16 protein-coding genes are annotated in these 14571 nt (G+C 74.6%); all 16 read right to left on the bottom strand.

Features of this window, described 5'->3' with window-relative positions; translation table 11 throughout:
• The 16 genes from ACFWPI_RS19485 to ACFWPI_RS19410 all read right to left on the bottom strand — a co-directional run bounded on the left by ACFWPI_RS19485 (position 1) and on the right by ACFWPI_RS19410 (position 14381).
• The gene (locus ACFWPI_RS19485) at positions 1 to 597 is read right to left on the bottom strand and encodes a Uma2 family endonuclease (RefSeq protein WP_380345042.1); all 597 of its coding nucleotides are present in this window, start codon (positions 595 to 597) and stop codon (positions 1 to 3) included.
• Positions 598 to 706: 109 nt separating this feature from the next.
• Positions 707 to 1417: a GntR family transcriptional regulator gene (locus tag ACFWPI_RS19480; protein ID WP_063346897.1), complete on the bottom strand. Its 711-nt coding sequence runs from the start codon at positions 1415 to 1417 to the stop codon at positions 707 to 709.
• 148 nt (positions 1418 to 1565) lie between these two features.
• Positions 1566 to 2447 carry an ornithine cyclodeaminase family protein gene (locus ACFWPI_RS19475; RefSeq protein ID WP_380376182.1) on the bottom strand — a complete coding sequence of 294 codons (882 nt, stop codon included), beginning with the start codon at positions 2445 to 2447 and terminating at the stop codon, positions 1566 to 1568.
• Between the two features lie 107 nt (positions 2448 to 2554).
• A complete protein-coding gene (locus tag ACFWPI_RS19470) occupies positions 2555 to 3583 on the bottom strand; it encodes a proline racemase family protein (RefSeq protein ID WP_363377959.1) in 1029 nt (342 codons plus the stop codon).
• A complete protein-coding gene (locus ACFWPI_RS19465; RefSeq protein WP_244293592.1) occupies positions 3583 to 4953 on the bottom strand; it encodes an aldehyde dehydrogenase in 1371 nt (456 codons plus the stop codon). Before ACFWPI_RS19465 ends, ACFWPI_RS19470 begins: the two co-directional genes overlap by 1 nt.
• Before the next feature lie 94 nt (positions 4954 to 5047).
• Entirely contained in the window at positions 5048 to 6052 is a 1005-nt protein-coding gene (locus ACFWPI_RS19460; RefSeq protein ID WP_063346900.1) for a proline racemase family protein, read from the bottom strand.
• A 116-nt stretch (positions 6053 to 6168) separates the two neighbouring features.
• Positions 6169 to 7032, bottom strand: a complete 864-nt coding sequence (locus ACFWPI_RS19455; RefSeq protein ID WP_380345070.1) for a dihydrodipicolinate synthase family protein — start codon at positions 7030 to 7032, stop codon at positions 6169 to 6171.
• A gap of 129 nt (positions 7033 to 7161) precedes the next feature.
• A complete protein-coding gene (locus ACFWPI_RS19450) occupies positions 7162 to 8598 on the bottom strand; it encodes an NAD(P)/FAD-dependent oxidoreductase (RefSeq protein ID WP_380424938.1) in 1437 nt (478 codons plus the stop codon).
• Positions 8579 to 8893, bottom strand: coding sequence for a (2Fe-2S)-binding protein (locus ACFWPI_RS19445; RefSeq protein ID WP_063346903.1), 315 nt, complete (start codon positions 8891 to 8893; stop codon positions 8579 to 8581). The genes ACFWPI_RS19450 and ACFWPI_RS19445 overlap by 20 nt, the downstream gene beginning before the upstream one ends.
• Before the next feature lie 86 nt (positions 8894 to 8979).
• Entirely contained in the window at positions 8980 to 10149 is a 1170-nt protein-coding gene (locus tag ACFWPI_RS19440; protein ID WP_380376185.1) for an NAD(P)/FAD-dependent oxidoreductase, read from the bottom strand.
• Positions 10150 to 10312: 163 nt separating this feature from the next.
• Positions 10313 to 11203 (bottom strand): twin-arginine translocase subunit TatC, encoded by an 891-nt coding sequence (gene tatC, locus ACFWPI_RS19435; protein ID WP_380345068.1) that lies wholly within the window; start codon positions 11201 to 11203, stop codon positions 10313 to 10315.
• A 127-nt stretch (positions 11204 to 11330) separates the two neighbouring features.
• A complete protein-coding gene (gene tatA, locus ACFWPI_RS19430) occupies positions 11331 to 11648 on the bottom strand; it encodes a Sec-independent protein translocase subunit TatA (protein WP_063346906.1) in 318 nt (105 codons plus the stop codon).
• 301 nt (positions 11649 to 11949) lie between these two features.
• Positions 11950 to 12126 carry a hypothetical protein gene (locus ACFWPI_RS19425; protein WP_159398379.1) on the bottom strand — a complete coding sequence of 59 codons (177 nt, stop codon included), beginning with the start codon at positions 12124 to 12126 and terminating at the stop codon, positions 11950 to 11952.
• A 54-nt stretch (positions 12127 to 12180) separates the two neighbouring features.
• Positions 12181 to 12411 (bottom strand): hypothetical protein, encoded by a 231-nt coding sequence (locus ACFWPI_RS19420; protein WP_063346907.1) that lies wholly within the window; start codon positions 12409 to 12411, stop codon positions 12181 to 12183.
• A gap of 3 nt (positions 12412 to 12414) precedes the next feature.
• Positions 12415 to 13362, bottom strand: a complete 948-nt coding sequence (locus tag ACFWPI_RS19415; RefSeq protein WP_350878052.1) for a WYL domain-containing protein — start codon at positions 13360 to 13362, stop codon at positions 12415 to 12417.
• A gap of 26 nt (positions 13363 to 13388) precedes the next feature.
• On the bottom strand, positions 13389 to 14381 hold the full coding sequence (locus ACFWPI_RS19410) for a helix-turn-helix transcriptional regulator (RefSeq protein ID WP_380376189.1): 993 nt from the start codon (positions 14379 to 14381) through the stop codon (positions 13389 to 13391).
• Positions 14382 to 14571 lie beyond the last annotated feature (190 nt).

Genomic DNA, 14571 nt, shown 5'->3' with positions numbered 1-14571 from the left:
CTACTTCTTCGCCGCCAGCACGTCGTCCACCGACAGCGTCACCGACGCCCCGATCGACTCCGGCAGGGTGAACGACTGCCCCGGATGGTGGACGGCGTGCACGCGGTACTCGCCCTCCTGTGGGTCAGTGAGCACCATGACCCGCTGGTTCGTCCGGTCCACGATCACGTAGACGGGTACTCCAGCGGCGGCATAGACGAAGGGCTTCCGCTTCAGGTCGTCGCTGATGTTGGACGACGTGACCTCCAACACGAGCCGGAAGACCGCCGGGTCGTAACAGTTGTACTCGATCAAGTGGTCATCGATGTCGGCATCGACGATCGCCAGGTCGGGAACGGCGTAGTCCGACGGCCCATCCGGCAGCCAGATGCCAACGCCCTGAATGACGTCGACCTCATCCCCGTCGAGGCCGGCGGCGAACAGCGCACGCATGAGGCGACTCAGCGACTTGCCGTGCGAAGCATTCGGAGGCGGCGTCACGGTGATCTGGCTCCCGACGATCTCGACCCGGTGCCCGGCGAACTGGTTGGAGATCAGCTCGGCGACTTCGAGCAGCGTCGGCTGCTCGATGGGCTCTTCCACTGCTGCGGCGGACATGGATTTCCTCCTGGCTGCCGATGTCGAGAACATCATCGTAGGGCGCGAACACATTCCGCCGCCCGATCCCCAGTCTTCACCCGAACGGGCGGTTTAGCCCCGGCTGCCCCTACCGCGCCCGCAGCTTCAGCGCCGGGCGGGCCTCCTCCGCCGCCTCGTCCTGCCCCGCCCACAGCGAGCGGACGTGGCTGAGGTGGCGGGTCATGCAGGCCTCGGCCGCCTCGGCGTCGCCGGCCAGCATGAGGTCGAGCAGTTCCAGGTGCTCCTCCGCCGAGGAGGTCAGCTCGCCGCGCTCGTCGAGCCGGTTGAGGCCGTACAGCCGCGAGCGCTTCCGCAGGTCGCTGACGACGTCGACCAGCCGGGCGTTGCCGGCCAGCCCCAGCAGGTCCAGGTGGAACTGCCGGTCGGCCTCCAGGTACCCGATGAGGTCGTGCTTGCGCGCGGCCGCGACGATCTCCTCGGCCTGCGGGCGCAGCCGCTCCAGCTGCTCCTTGGTCGCCGTGCGCGTCACCCGGCCGACGGTGGGGACCTCGATCAGGGCGCGGATCTCGGTGTAGTCGTCGAGGTCACGCTCGGTGAGCTCGGTGACCCGGAAGCCCTTGTTGCGGACGGCCTCGACGAGGCCTTCGCGGGCGAGGTCGAGCATGGCCTCGCGGACGGGGGTGGCGGAGACGCCGAAGTCGGCGGCGAGCGCGGGTGCGGAGTAGACGACGCCGGGGCGCAGTTCGCCGGAGATCAGGGCCGCCCGGAGCGCGTGGGCGACCTGGTCGCGAAGCCGCTCCTGTACGGAGATCAGGGTGCGGGGTTTGAGGTCGGCCATGGTGTTCCTCCGGGTGGGTGCAGAACACCAGCGTACAATGTCACGTTACGTTGAGTGCGCAACATTTCGCGATTCGGACACCCACCCGGACAGCCGGCCCCGCCCCCTCGGCGGCTGAGCGCCCCTGGCAGCCGGGAGCGCCCGGCGCCTACCCCCGCCGGTACACCTCCGCCGCGACCGCCAGGTCCTCCCACGCCATGCCGACGCTCTTGAAGAACCGCGGCCGCCCCGCCGGCACCAGCGCGTCGCCGCGCACCAGCTCGGCCAGGTTCCACAGCTGCCGGCCGGCCACCCCCGCCATGATCAGGTCGCCGGCCTCGCGCGCCGCCACCGTCCGCGCCTCCACGTACAGTTCGGCCCGCCCGACCAGCACCTCGTCCACCTCCCGCGCGTCGGGCTCGTGCGAGCCGACGGCCGCGACGGCGGCGTGCTCGGGCACCAGGGCGCCGTCGAACAGCGGCGTGCGCGCGGTGGTGCAGCAGACCACCAGGTCCGCTTCGGCGACGGCCTCCGGCCCGCCGACCCCGGCCGCCAGCCCGAGGCCGCGCCCGTACGCGGCGAGGGCCCCGGCCCGTCCGGCGTCCCGCGCCACCACGGTGAGCCTGGTCAGCGGCCGGACGGCCAGCAGCGCGTCCAGGTGCCCGTACGCCTGCGGCCCGGAGCCGAACAGCACCAGGTGTTCGGCGTCCGGCGCGGCCAGCCGGCGCAGCGCGACGGCGGTGACGGCGGGTGTGCGCAGCGCGGTGAGCGCGGCGCCGTCGAGCAGGGCGAGCGGCTGCAGGGTGGGCCCGTCGAGCAGCAGGTAGCTGCCGGTGATCCGGGGCAGGCCCCGGCCGGGGTTGGCGGGCGCGACCCCGGCGATCTTCACCCCGGCGTACGGGCCGGCGGCGGCCGGCATCATCAGCAGTTCGCCGGCCGGGACGGGGACGGCCGAGCGGGCCGGTGCCGGCTCCGGGTCGAACCCGTCGAGCAGCACCCGCTCGATCGCCGCCACCGCGGCCGCGGGCCCGACCCCGCCAACGCCCGGCACGGCGTACTGGAGCGGCTCAGCCGCCGTACCGGGCGGCACAAGAGGCGGCACATGAGACGACGCATGAGGCGGCGCAGCAGGGTCCGCAGGCGGATTCGCAGGAGCGGTCACAGCAGGAACCCCGCCCCCAGGTCGTCGTCCGGTTCCAGGACGAACGCGTGCTCGCCGGTACGGTGGGCGCTGCCGGTCACCTCGGTGACGACGCCGCCGTCCAGCGGGTCGCCGCCGGGCAGGACGCGGCCGGTGAAGACCGTCCCGATGACGGACTCGTGCCGCAGTTCCTCCCCCGGCGCGAGCCGGCCCTCGGCGGCGAGGACGGCGAGCCGGGCGGAGGTCCCGGAGCCGCAGGGCGAGCGGTCGATCTGCCCGTCCGCGAAGACGGTGACGTTCCGTTGGTTCAACACGCCGTCCTCCGAGACGAGTTCGTCGAACAGGATGACCCCGTACACGCCCGACAGCAGCGGGTCGCTCGGGTGCGCCACCGCCGCCGCGCCGGCCAGCAGCTCCCTGATCTCCCGCCCGGCGGCGGTGAGTTCGGGCAGCTGCGCGGGCTCGACCGCGAGGCCGAGGGCGGCCGCCGGCACGGAGGCGTAGCAGGCGCCCGCGTGCGCCACCGCGACCTCCACGGTGCCCCGCGAAGTGGCCAGCGGCAACTTCAGGGCGGCGACCCGGGTGGGCACGTTGCGGAAGGTGACGCCGGTGGTCCGCCCGCCGGCCCGGTGCACCAGCGCGGTGACCCGGCCGGACGGCACGTCGATCCGCACCCGGGCCACGCCGTCGGCGGGGGCCGCGACCCGCCCGGAGTCCACCGCCCAGGCGCCGAGCGCGATGGTGCCGTGCCCGCAGGCCGTCGAGTAGCCGTCCTTGTGCCAGAACAGCACCCCGAAGTGCGCCTCGTCGTCGTCCGGCGGCACCAGGAACCCGCCGTACATCCCGGCGTGGCCGCGCGGTTCGCGGCTGAGCAGCTGCCGGGCGTCGTCCAGCGCGCTCGGCCGGGGCGCGGTCGCGCTGCCGCCGGCGCCGAGTGCGATGGCCCGCCGTTCGGCGACGCTGTCGCCGGGGATCGCGGGCACGCCGTCCAGCACGATCCGGAACGGCTCACCGGCCGCGTGGTAGTCGACGGTGCGGACGAGCATCAGGCGCCCCCGCCCGGCAGCAGGCTGACCGTGCGGCTGACGGTGTAGAAGTCCAGCGCCGCCTGGCCCTGTTCGCGCTCGCCGTGGGCGGCGCCCTTGGCGCCGCCGAACGGCAGGTGGAAGTCGACGCCGCTGGACGGCGCGTTGACCCGGATCATGCCCGCGTCCAGCCGGTCGGCGGCGGCGAGCGCCACGTCCAGGCTGCGGGTGTGCACGGAGGTGGAGAGGCTGTGCGGGGTGTCGTTGGCGAGCGCGATCGCCTCGTCGAGGTCGGCGGCGGCGTGCAGCAGCGCGATCGGTCCGAAGAACTCCTCGCGGGCCAGCGGGTGTTCGGCCGGCACGTCGGTGAGCAGGGCCGGTTCGAGGTACCAGCCGTCCCGCTCGGGTGCCCGGCCGCCGGTGAGCAGGGTGGCCCCGGCGGCGACGGCCGAGTCGACGGCGGCCGTCAGCCGGTCCCGGGCGGCGGCGTTGATGACCGGCCCGCAGGCCGTGTCGTCGACCAGTTCCAGCGCCTTGACCAGGGCGTCGCGCAGCGGCTCGTACGCGGCGCCGACCGCGATCACCCGGCTGGTGGCGGTGCACTTCTGCCCCGCGTACCCGGCAATGGCGGCGGCGAGGTGGGCGGCGGCCTGCGCGAGGTCGGCGTCCGGCAGCACCAGCGCGGCGTTCAGCCCGCCGAGTTCGGCCTGCACCGGGACGCCGCGCTCGGTGGCGGCCCGCACCACGGCCCGGCCGACGCCGGTCGAGCCGGTGAAGGAGACCACGTCGGCCGTGTCGACCAGCGCCGCGCCTTCCTCGGCGCCGCCCGGCAGCACGGTGAACACGTCCTCCGGCAGCCCGGCCCCGGCGGCCAGTTCGGCCAGCCGCAGCGCGCAGGCGGTCGCCTCGGGCGCCGGCTTGAGCACTGCGGTGTTGCCGACCGCCAGCGCCGGCGCGGCCTTCCAGGTGGGGATCGCCAGCGGGAAGTTCCACGGCGCGATCAGCCCGGCGACGCCGTACGGGCGGCGCCGGGTGAGCAGCAGCCCGGGCCCGGCGGCGGTCTCGTGCACCGCCCCGGACGGCGCGAACGGCGCCTGCGCGTAGTAGCGCCAGATCGCCGCGGTGCGGGCGACTTCGCCGCGTGCCTCGGCGAGCGGCTTGCCGACCTCGCGCACGATCAGCCCGGCCAGTTCGTCCGCGTGCGCCTCGACCGCTTCGGCGATCCGGCCGAGCGCCGCCGACCGGGCGCCCGCGCCGGCCGCGAGCCAGCCGGGCTGGGCGGCCCGGGCCCGGGCGACGGCGGCCCGGACGGCTTCGGCGCCGGGTTCCTCGACGGCGACGACGAGGTCCGCGGGGTCGGCGGGGTTGTACGAGGTGATGGTCACGACCAGCAGCCCTTCGAAGGTGGTTCAGCGGACGTCTGAGCGGGCCCCTCCCCCGAGGCCGGCTCCTCTTTCAAACGGCTTCAAACAGCTTCAGACAGCTCTACAGCAGGAACCCGGCCGGGAACGGGTCACGCGGGTCGAGGAAGTACTGGGCGGTGCCGGTGACCCAGGCCCGCCCGGTGACGGTGGGCACCACGGCTGGCCGCCCGGCCACCTCGGTCTCCTCGACCAGGCGCCCGATGAAGGTCGTCCCGATGAAGGAGTCGTTGCGGAAGTCGCGCCCCAGCGGCAGTTCGCCGCGTGCGTGCAGCTGCGCCATCCGGGCCGAGGTGCCGGTGCCGCAGGGCGAGCGGTCGAACCAGCCGGGGTGGATGGCCATCGCGTGCCGGGAGTGTTCGGCGGTGGAGCCGGGGGCGAGCAGCTGGACGTGGTGGCAGCCGTGGATGGACGGGTCCTCCGGGTGCACCGGGCGGTCGGGGCTCGCGTTGATGGCGGCCATCAGGGCCAGTCCGGCCTCCAGGATGTCCTGCTTGCGCTCGCGCTCGAAGGGCAGCCCGAACTCGGCGAGCGGCAGGATGGCGTAGAAGTTGCCGCCGTACGCCAGGTCGTAGCCGATCGTGCCGTACCCGGGCACCTCGATCTTGGCGTCCAGCGCGGCCGAGTAGGACGGCACGTTGCGGATGGTCACCGCGGTGGCGGCGCCGTCCTCGACCCGCACCTCGGCGATCACCAGTCCGGCGGGCGTGTCCAGCCGCACCGTGGTGACCGGCTCGACCACCGGCACCATGCCGGTCTCGACCAGCACGGTGGCGACGCCGATGGTGCCGTGGCCGCACATCGGCAGCAGGCCGGAGACCTCGATGTAGAGCACGCCGAAGTCGGCGTCGGGCCGGGTCGGCGGCTGGAGGATGGCGCCGCTCATCGCGGCGTGGCCGCGCGGCTCGTACATCAGCAGGGTGCGGAAGTGGTCCAGGTGCTGCTGGAAGTGCACCCGGCGCTCGGCCATGGTGGCGCCGGGGATGACGCCGAAGCCGCCGGTGATGACCCGGGTCGGCATGCCCTCGGTGTGCGAGTCGACGGCGTGGAACACGTGACGGCTGCGCATGGCTCTGACGACTCCCGTCGGAGTGGGCGTACGGAGGTGGTGACCGTACGCCGGATCGGGTGGGTGGGGCCGGGCCGGCTGCCCCCTCAGCCGGCCCTGGTGACGAAGTCTCCCGGTTAGGCCAGGCCCTCGGCCAGCGCCTTCTCGGTGGCCGCGCGAACGGCCGCCTCGATGTCCGGGGTCAGCGGCTGGCGCGGCGGGCGGACGGGGCCGCCGGGGCGCCCGGCGATGTCCATGGACAGCTTGATGGCCTGGACGAACTCGGTCTTGGAGTCCCAGCGCAGCAGCGAGTGCAGCGACTTGTACAGCGGCAGCGCGGTGTCCAGCTCGTGCGCCACGGCGGCCCGGTACAGCGCGACGCTGGCCTCCGGCAGGGCGTTCGGGTAGCCGGCGATCCAGCCGACCGCGCCGGCCAGCGCCAGTTCCAGCAGCACGTCGTCGGCGCCGATCAGCAGGTCCAGCCCGGGGGCCAGTTCGGCGATCTCGTAGGCCCGGCGGACGTCGCCGCTGAACTCCTTGACCGCGACGATCGAGCCCTCGCCGTGCAGTTGGGCGAGCAGCGCGGGGACGAGGTCGACCTTGGTGTCGATCGGGTTGTTGTACGCGACGACGGGCAGTCCGGCCTTGGCCACGTCGGCGTAGTGCGCCCGGACGGACGCGTGGTCGGCCCGGAAGGCGTTCGGCGGCAGCAGGAGCACGGAGCCGGCGCCTGCCTCGGCGGCCTGCTCGGCCCAGCGGCGGGACTCGGCGCTGCCGTAGGCGGCCACGCCGGGCATCACCCGGGAGCCGTCGCCGGCCGCCTCGACGGCCACCTCGACGACGCGGGCGCGCTCCTCGGCGGTGAGCGTCTGGTACTCGCCCAGCGAGCCGTTGGGGACGACGCCGTCGCAGCCGGACTCGATCAGCCAGCGGACGTGCTCGGCGTACGCGTCGTAGTCGACGGAGAGGTCCGGGCGCAGCGGGATCGTGGTGGCGACCATGATGCCGCGCCAGGGCCGGGCGGTGTCGTGTGGGGTGTTGGACACGATGAGCTCCTTGGTGAGGTGTGACATTTTATTAGAGGAGATGGGCCGGAGACAAGAGTCCCCGGCCCGCATGTTCGACGGACCTTAGGCCGTGTCGCCGTCCTCGCCGGCTGGCCCGGCCGCCAGCTGCGACAGCGGCACCGGGCAGGCCAGCGGCCGCCGGTCCGGCCCCGGCTCACCCGAGCCGGCCAGGCAGGCCACGGCCGGACCGCACATCCGGCCCTGGCACCAGCCCATCCCGGCCCGGGTGAGCAGCTTGACGGTGCGCGGATCGCCCGCACCCAGCTCGTCCACGGCCTCCCGGATCGCCGAGACCGGCACCTCCTCGCACCGGCAGACGTCGGTGTCCGGGCGCAGCCAGCCGGTCCAGCCGGGGCCGGGCCGGTGGGCCGCGGCCATCAGGTCGGCGAAGTTCCGCAGCCGGGCCCGGCGGCGCAGCAGTGCGGGCTTCGGCAGCCGGTCGGCCACGGCGTGCGCGGCCAGTTCGCCCTCCACGATCGCGAGGTCCGCGCCGCCGACGCCGTTGGTCTCCCCCGCCGACCAGAGGCCGGGCACGGTGGTGCGCAGCCGGGCGTCGACCTGGAGCCCGGCTGCGCCGTCCGGGGCGGTCCTGGTGGCCGCGCCCAGTTCGGTGGCCAGGTCGATCTGCGGCAGCAGCCCGTGGCCCACGGCGACGGCGTCGCAGGCGATCCGGCGTTCGGTGCCGGACACCGGCCGCCAGTCGGCGTCCAGCCGGGCCACCGTGACGGCGGTGACCCGCTCGGTCCCGTGCGCCTCGACGACGGCACTGCGCGGGCGCAGCCGCACGCCGTGCCGCAGCAGCGTGCTCCCGTGGCCGGCGCCCTCGACGAGCTTGGCGGGGACGGCCGCCAAGGCGCCGGGGCGCCGGGCGTAGCCGAGGTAGTCGGTGGCCTCGACGACCGCGGGCACCTCGGCCCCGGCGGTGACCAGCGAGGACGCCGCCGCGAGCAGCAGCGGCCCGCTGCCGGCCACCACGATCCGCCGTCCGGGCAGCACCAGCCCGGCCTTCAGCATCGCCTGGGCGCCGCCCGCAGTGACCACCCCGGGCAGGGTCCAGCCGGGGAACGGCAGCTGGCGCTCGTACGCACCGGTGGCGAGCAGCACGGACGCGGCCGTGACGGTGGCCCGGTCGGTGGCCTCCGGTCCGCGCGTGACGTGCACGGCGAAGCCGTCGCCGGTCCGCTCCAGCGCCCACACCTGGTGGCCGCCGAGGAAGCGGACCCGCCCGGCCCGCTCGTGCGCGGCGAGCCGGTCGGCCAGTCCGGTATAGACGGACCAGCCGTGGTGGAGCCGGTCCGGGCGGGCGGCGCCGAGGCCGGGCGCGGGGTGCCGGTAGTACTGCCCGCCGGTGCTGCGGCCGGCGTCCAGCAGGACGCAGCGCAGCCCGAGGTCGGCGGCGGTCACGGCGGCCGCGAGCCCGGCCGGGCCGGCGCCGATCACCGCGAGGTCGGGGCGTCGGGCCGCTTCGGCGGCGGTCCGGTCAGACGGCGAGGTCGGCACGGCCGTTGCCCTCCTGGGTGGTGACGGTGGTGCCGGGTTCGGCGGGGAGCAGGCAGGTGCGCTGGTTGGGGCGGCCGTCGACGGTGGCCAGGCAGTCGAAGCAGGCGCCGATGCCGCAGAACACCCCGCGCGGCCGGCCGCCGACCCGGGTGGTGCGCCAGGCGAGCACGCCGTCGGCCCAGAGCGCGGCGGCGATCGACTGTCCGGGCAGGGCCGGGACGGGTCGGCCGTCGAACTCGATGTGGTGGGCGGGGCCGGGTTCGGCCCGGACCAGGTCGGCGGGGGTGCGGCGCATCGGCGGCTTCTCCGTTCCGGGGTTGGTCGACGAACGAGGGCGATCGACAGAGCGAGGCAGTCGGCAGGCAGGCAGCAGTCCCGGGCTCAGGCCCCGGCGTCCGCCGGGAAGCGGTCCGGGCGGAACGGCGCGAGGTCCAGTTCCGGCTGCTTGCCGGTCAGCTGCTCGCTGATCAGCAGGCCGGTCGCCGGGGCCAGCCCGATGCCGGCGCCCTCGTGCCCGCAGGCGTGGTAGAGCCCGGGCGCCCTGGGGTCCTCGCCGATGGCCGGCAGGTGGTCCGGCAGGTACGGGCGGAAGCCCCGGTAGGTGCGCATCACGGTGACGTCCGCGAGCACCGGGAAGAGCGCCGCGGCCTGGGCGGCGAGCCGCCGCAGCACCTCCTGGGAGAGGGTGCGGTCGAAGCCGACCCGTTCGCGGCTGGCGCCGATCAGCACGGGCCCGCCGGGGGTGCCCTCGACCACGGCGGAGGTCTGCAGCCCGGCCGAGCCGCTGGCGACGTCGGCGACGTAGTCGGCGGCGTAGACCTTGTGCCGGACGATCCGCGGCAGCGGCTCGGTGACCAGGACGAAGCCGCGGCGGGGCATCACCGGCAGGTGCACCCCGGCCAGCCGGGCCAGTTCGCCGCCCCAGGTGCCGGTCGCGTTGACGACGGCGGGGGCGTCGAGGCGGCGGCGGTCGGTGCGTACTCCGCGCACGGCGCCGTCCGGCCCCCGGTGCACGGCGGTCACGGTCTCGCCGGTGATCAGCTCGGCACCCATCCGGCGGGCCTCGCGCAGCAGGTGGGCGGCGGCGAGGGCGGGCTGGACCTGGGCGTCCTGCGGGTAGTGGAAGCCGCCGGCGAGGCCGGGGGCGAGGTGCGGCTCCAGCTCGTGCAGCCGCTCGGCGGGGATCTCCTCGGCGGTGACGCCGGCGGCGGCCTGGCCGACGGCGAAGGCCCGCAGGGCGTCCTGCCCGGCCGGGGTGGAGGCGATCACCACGCCGCCCTTGGGCTCGTACTCGACGGCCGCGCCGAGGTGTTCGGCGAGGTCGTGCCAGAGCCGGGTGCTGAGCAGGGCGAGGTCGAGTTCGGGCCCGGGCTCCTTGTCGGAGACCAGCAGGTTGCCCTCGCCGGCGCCGGTGGTGCCGCCGGCCACCGGTCCGCGGTCGACGACGGCGACGGTGAGCCCGGCGCGGGCCGCGTAGTAGGCGCAGGCGGCGCCGACCACGCCGGCGCCGACCACGACGACATCCAGGGGAGGTCTCTGGGTCTTGAGCACTTCAGTAATATGTCACATGCCATCCACCCTGCCAAGACCACCCGCCGAATCCCGCACCAGGCCGGAGCAGCACAAAAGCCCCGGCCCACCGGGCCGGAGCAGCGCAAAGGCCCCGGCCCACCGCGTCGTGCGGCGGGCCGGGGCCTCAGGGTGCGCTACCGGCTCAGGTGATGTCGTCGATCTGCTCGTGACGGGCGGCCGGCACCGGGGCGCCCGCCGTCGGCGCGGCCGAGGCCTGGACCATCTCCGTACCGGCCACCGGCTGCACCGAGAGGTCCAGCTCCGAGGCCTCCTCGTCGCTCAGCCCGGCGTCGGGGTTGCGGCGCTCCTTGCGCCTGTCGTTGAAGATCGCGATGCCCACCGCGAGGAAGTAGAACGCCCAGATCGGCGCGGCCAGCGTGAGCATGCTCACCGGATCGGCGCTCGGGGTGGCGAAGGCGGCGAAGACCGTGATGCCCATGACCATGCCGCGCCACCAGCCGAGCAGCCGCTTGCCGGTGACCATGCCGACCATGTTCATCATCACCAGCAGCAGCGGGAACTCGAAGGCCAGGCCGAAGACCAGCACCATCCGGGTGGCGATGTCGAGGTAGTCCTCAGGCGGCAGGATCGGCGTGGTCTTGTCCGGGGTGAACGAGATCAGCACGTCGACGGTGGTCGGCAGCACCAGGATGGCGCAGCCCACACCGGCCAGGAAGAGCGGCGCCCCGCACAGCATGAAGATGACGGCGTACTTCTTCTCGTGCCGGTGCAGACCGGGTGCCACGAAGGCCCAGACCTGGTAGAGCCAGATCGGCACGGTCGCGACCACACCGGCCGTCAGCGACACCTTGAGCATCCAGGTGAAACCGGCGGTCAGACCGATGTTGGAGACCTGGGCGCACTTGCCCTTGAACTGGTTGGCGGTCTCCGGTGTGCAGCGCGGCAGCGGCTCCAGCAGGAAGTTCTCGATCTGCCTGTGGTAGATCGCCGCCACGATGGTGATCACCACGATCGCCAGGACCGACTTGACCACGCGGTTGCGCAGTTCCCGCAGGTGGTCGGTGAGGGCCATCCGCCCCTCAGGATCCTTGGACGCCTTCGACGCCTTGGAGAGCTTGCTCAACCCCGGTCCTCAACTCGTGCGTCGAGGCCCGCCGGTCGACGGGCCTCCGTGGTCGCGTTCGTCACGTGCGCCGCGCTCAGCGCGGGCGGTCGCCGTCGGCCGCGGACGGCCCGGCGGCGGGCTCGGCCACCGGGCGGGCGGTGCCCGAGGCGCCCGGAGCGGCCTGGATGGTCCTGGCCGCGGTCGTCGCCGAACCGCCGTCGACCCGGGGTGCCGGAGGCGGCGTCGCGGCGGCGTCCTCCTCGGCGCCGTCCGAGCGCATGGCCTTGGTTTCGCTCTTCAGGATCCGCATCGACTGCCCGAGCGAGCGAGCCAGGTCGGGCAGCCGCTTGGCGCCGAACAGCAGGACGGCGAAAATCACGACCACCACGATCGCGGTCATCGAGATGCGCATTGCGCGACCAACCTTCACTCATGGCGACCCGTCGGGCCCCCCGCCGCGGATGGTAACCGCTGCGGATGACGCCACGACGACGGCCGCCCGAACAGGACAGCGGCCCCGGTTCGCAGTTCAGGAGCCATCTGCAGGAGCCATCTGAGAGCGTAACCCGCCCCCGCCTCCCCGCAGCAGCCCCCGTACCACCGACGGCCCTCCTGTGCTACCGAACAGGCGCTACCGAACGGGAACAACCGGACGGCCACCACCGGACGGCCTCACCCGGCGGGCACCACCCGAGGGGTGCCACCGGACGGCCCTACCGCCCCGGTACGGCCTCCGCCAGCTCCCCCGCCGCCTCGGCCAGCGCCCGCGAGGCCGCGTCCACACCCTTGGCCAGCGCCCGCACGTCCAGCCAGAGCCGGATCGCGAGCACCCCGAGGACCAGCAGGCCCGCGGTGGCGAGCAGGACGGCGGCGACGAGCATCCAGGACATGCGCCCCACCCTATCGGGCCCGGCCCCCCGGCCCGGTCCGCGGGAGAGCGCCCGCTACCCCTCGGCCGGGACGAGCCGCATGGTGCGGACCCCGGCCCCGACGAGCGCCGCGACGATCTTCTCCCCGGCCGGCTTGCGCACCGCCGCCCCGCAGAGCGGGCAGCCGAAGCTGTAGTGCGCCTGGGCCGGGGTGCGACCGAGGGTCAGCCGGAACTCCTCCGCCGGGAGCTCGACCTTCTCCCGGCACTCGGAGCAGTACACCTTGAATCTGGTCCCGGGCTCCACCGATCAGACCCGCCCCTCCCCGTCGGCAACGGTCTGCTCCCCGTACGCGGCCAGCGCCTCCAGGGCGGCCGCACGGGCCTGCCCGGCCAGCCCGGGCGGCGAGACGATCCGGCCGTCCCGGCCCAGCCGCAGCGCCAGCGGGCGCAGCTGGGAGGGGTCGGCGCTGCGCAGGGTGATCCGCAGCCCGCCGTCGGGCAGTTCCTCGGCCCGGTCGTGGGTGTAGTACTCGGCCACCCAGCGCCCGCCGGAGGAGACCTCGACGACCACCTCGGGGTCGTCCGCGGACGGGTTGACCAGCCCGCCGCTCAGATCGCGCGGCTCGCGTCGCGGCGGGTCGGCGGGGACGTCCAGCACCCGGATCTCGGCGACCCGGTCCAGCCGGAACATCCGGTGGTCCTCGGAGGTACGGCACCAGGCCTCGAGGTAGGTGTGGCCCTCGGTGAGCAGCCGGATCGGGTCGACCTCGCGCTCGGTCATCCCGCCGCGCCCGTGCGAGTAGTAACGCAGCCACAGGCGGCGCCCCTCGCTGAGCGCGCGGTCGATGTCGGCGAACACGTGGCCCTCCGCCTCGAAGGTCACGCCGACCCGGGCGCTGCCGGCGGCGCTCTCGCCCGCCGCGTTCTCGATCTTGACGACGGCCCGGGTGAGCGCCTCCCGGTCGCCGGCCCGCAGGCCGGGCAGCCCGGCCACCGCGCGGGCGGCGACCAGCAGCGCGGTGGCCTCGTCGGCGGCGAGGCGCAGCGGCTGGGCCACGTCGTCGACGTTGTGCCACCAGATCCGCTCGCCGTCGGTGTCGATGTCGAGCAGGTCGCCGCCGCGGAAGCTGGTGCCGCACATCGGCAGCACGTTGAGGTCCCCGATCAGCTCGCGCTCGGAGATCCCGAACGCGCGGGCCACCTCGGCCACCTCGGCGCCGGGGCGCTCGCGCAGGTAGGTGACCAGCGACAGCATCCGCCGCGTCTGGTCGATCGCGTTGCTCACGCCTGAACCCCTCCGCTTCCGTTCACCACGTCCAGCCCGGCCACGGCCCGCAGCCGGTCGATCACGTCGGCCCGCAGCTCCTCGGGCCCGAGCACCAGCACGTCCGGCCCGAACTCGGCGAGGTCGGCGCCCAGCCCGTTGCCGTACGGGATCTCCAGCTCGTCCCAGCCGTCGTCCACCCGCGCGCTGCTCAGCGCCTTGGTGCGCAGCGGGAAGCCCGCTCCCCGGCGGACCCGGACGGTGGCGGTGGCGGTGGCGCCCTCGCCCGCGAACTTGGCGACGGTGGCGCGGACGTCGACGTGCTCGGGCACGGTGCCGAGGAAGGCGCCGACCTTGGCCCGGACCTTGCCGGTGATCCGGCTGAGCCGGAACACCCGGGCGTCGCCGCGGTCGCGGTCCCACCCGGCCAGGTACCAGTGCCCGCGCCAGCACTCCAGCGCCCACGGCTCGACGGTGCGCAGCTCGCCGACGGCGGCGCCGGCCTTGCGGTACTCGAAGCCGACCGGGCGGCGGTCCCGGGCGGCGGTGAGCAGCGGCTCGAACGCGGCCTCCCGGGCGGGGATGCGCGGCTCCAGGGCGGTCCGGCCCTCGGGCTCGGCGAACGGCACCCCGGCGGCGCGCAGCTTCTGCAGCGCGCCGCTGGCCGCGCCGGACATCTTGGCCTGCTGCCAGACCCGGGCGGCCAGGGTCAGCGCGGCCGCCTCCTCGGCGTCCAGCGCGATCTCGGGCAGCCGGTTGCGGTCGGCGCGGGCCAGGTAGCCGAGTTCGCCGTCCAGGGCGCTCTCGTCGACGTCGATCACCAGGCCGAGTTCGCGCAGGTCGTCCTTGTCCCGCTCGAACATCCGGTTGAAGGCGTCCTCGCTGCTGTTCTGCCAGGCCTCGCGGTACGCCTCGATGGATTCCCGCAGCTCCTTCTTGGAGAGCGGACGTCTGGTATTCATCAGGCACAGGGCGAGATTCATCAGCCGCTCTGCCTTGGCGATCGCCATCGCTGACCCTTCCGGTGTGTCGCGCGTGCGCGGGGTGCGCGGGGTGCGCCCGCCGGGAGGTCGTCACCCGGCGGGACCGACCGTACCGGTAGCGGTACGCAGTGCAAAAGCCGCCTCCGGAGACGACCGTGGGGCGAACCCCCTAGGGGGTGGGCCCACCGGGGGGGACGACTCAGACGCCCCTCAGGGC

It is taken from the genome of Kitasatospora sp. NPDC058492 (assembly GCF_042720685.1).
Taxonomy (GTDB): domain Bacteria; phylum Actinomycetota; class Actinomycetes; order Streptomycetales; family Streptomycetaceae; genus Kitasatospora.
Note: the sequence above shows the minus strand (reverse complement) of the source record. Positions and strands in the feature narration are given on the sequence as shown.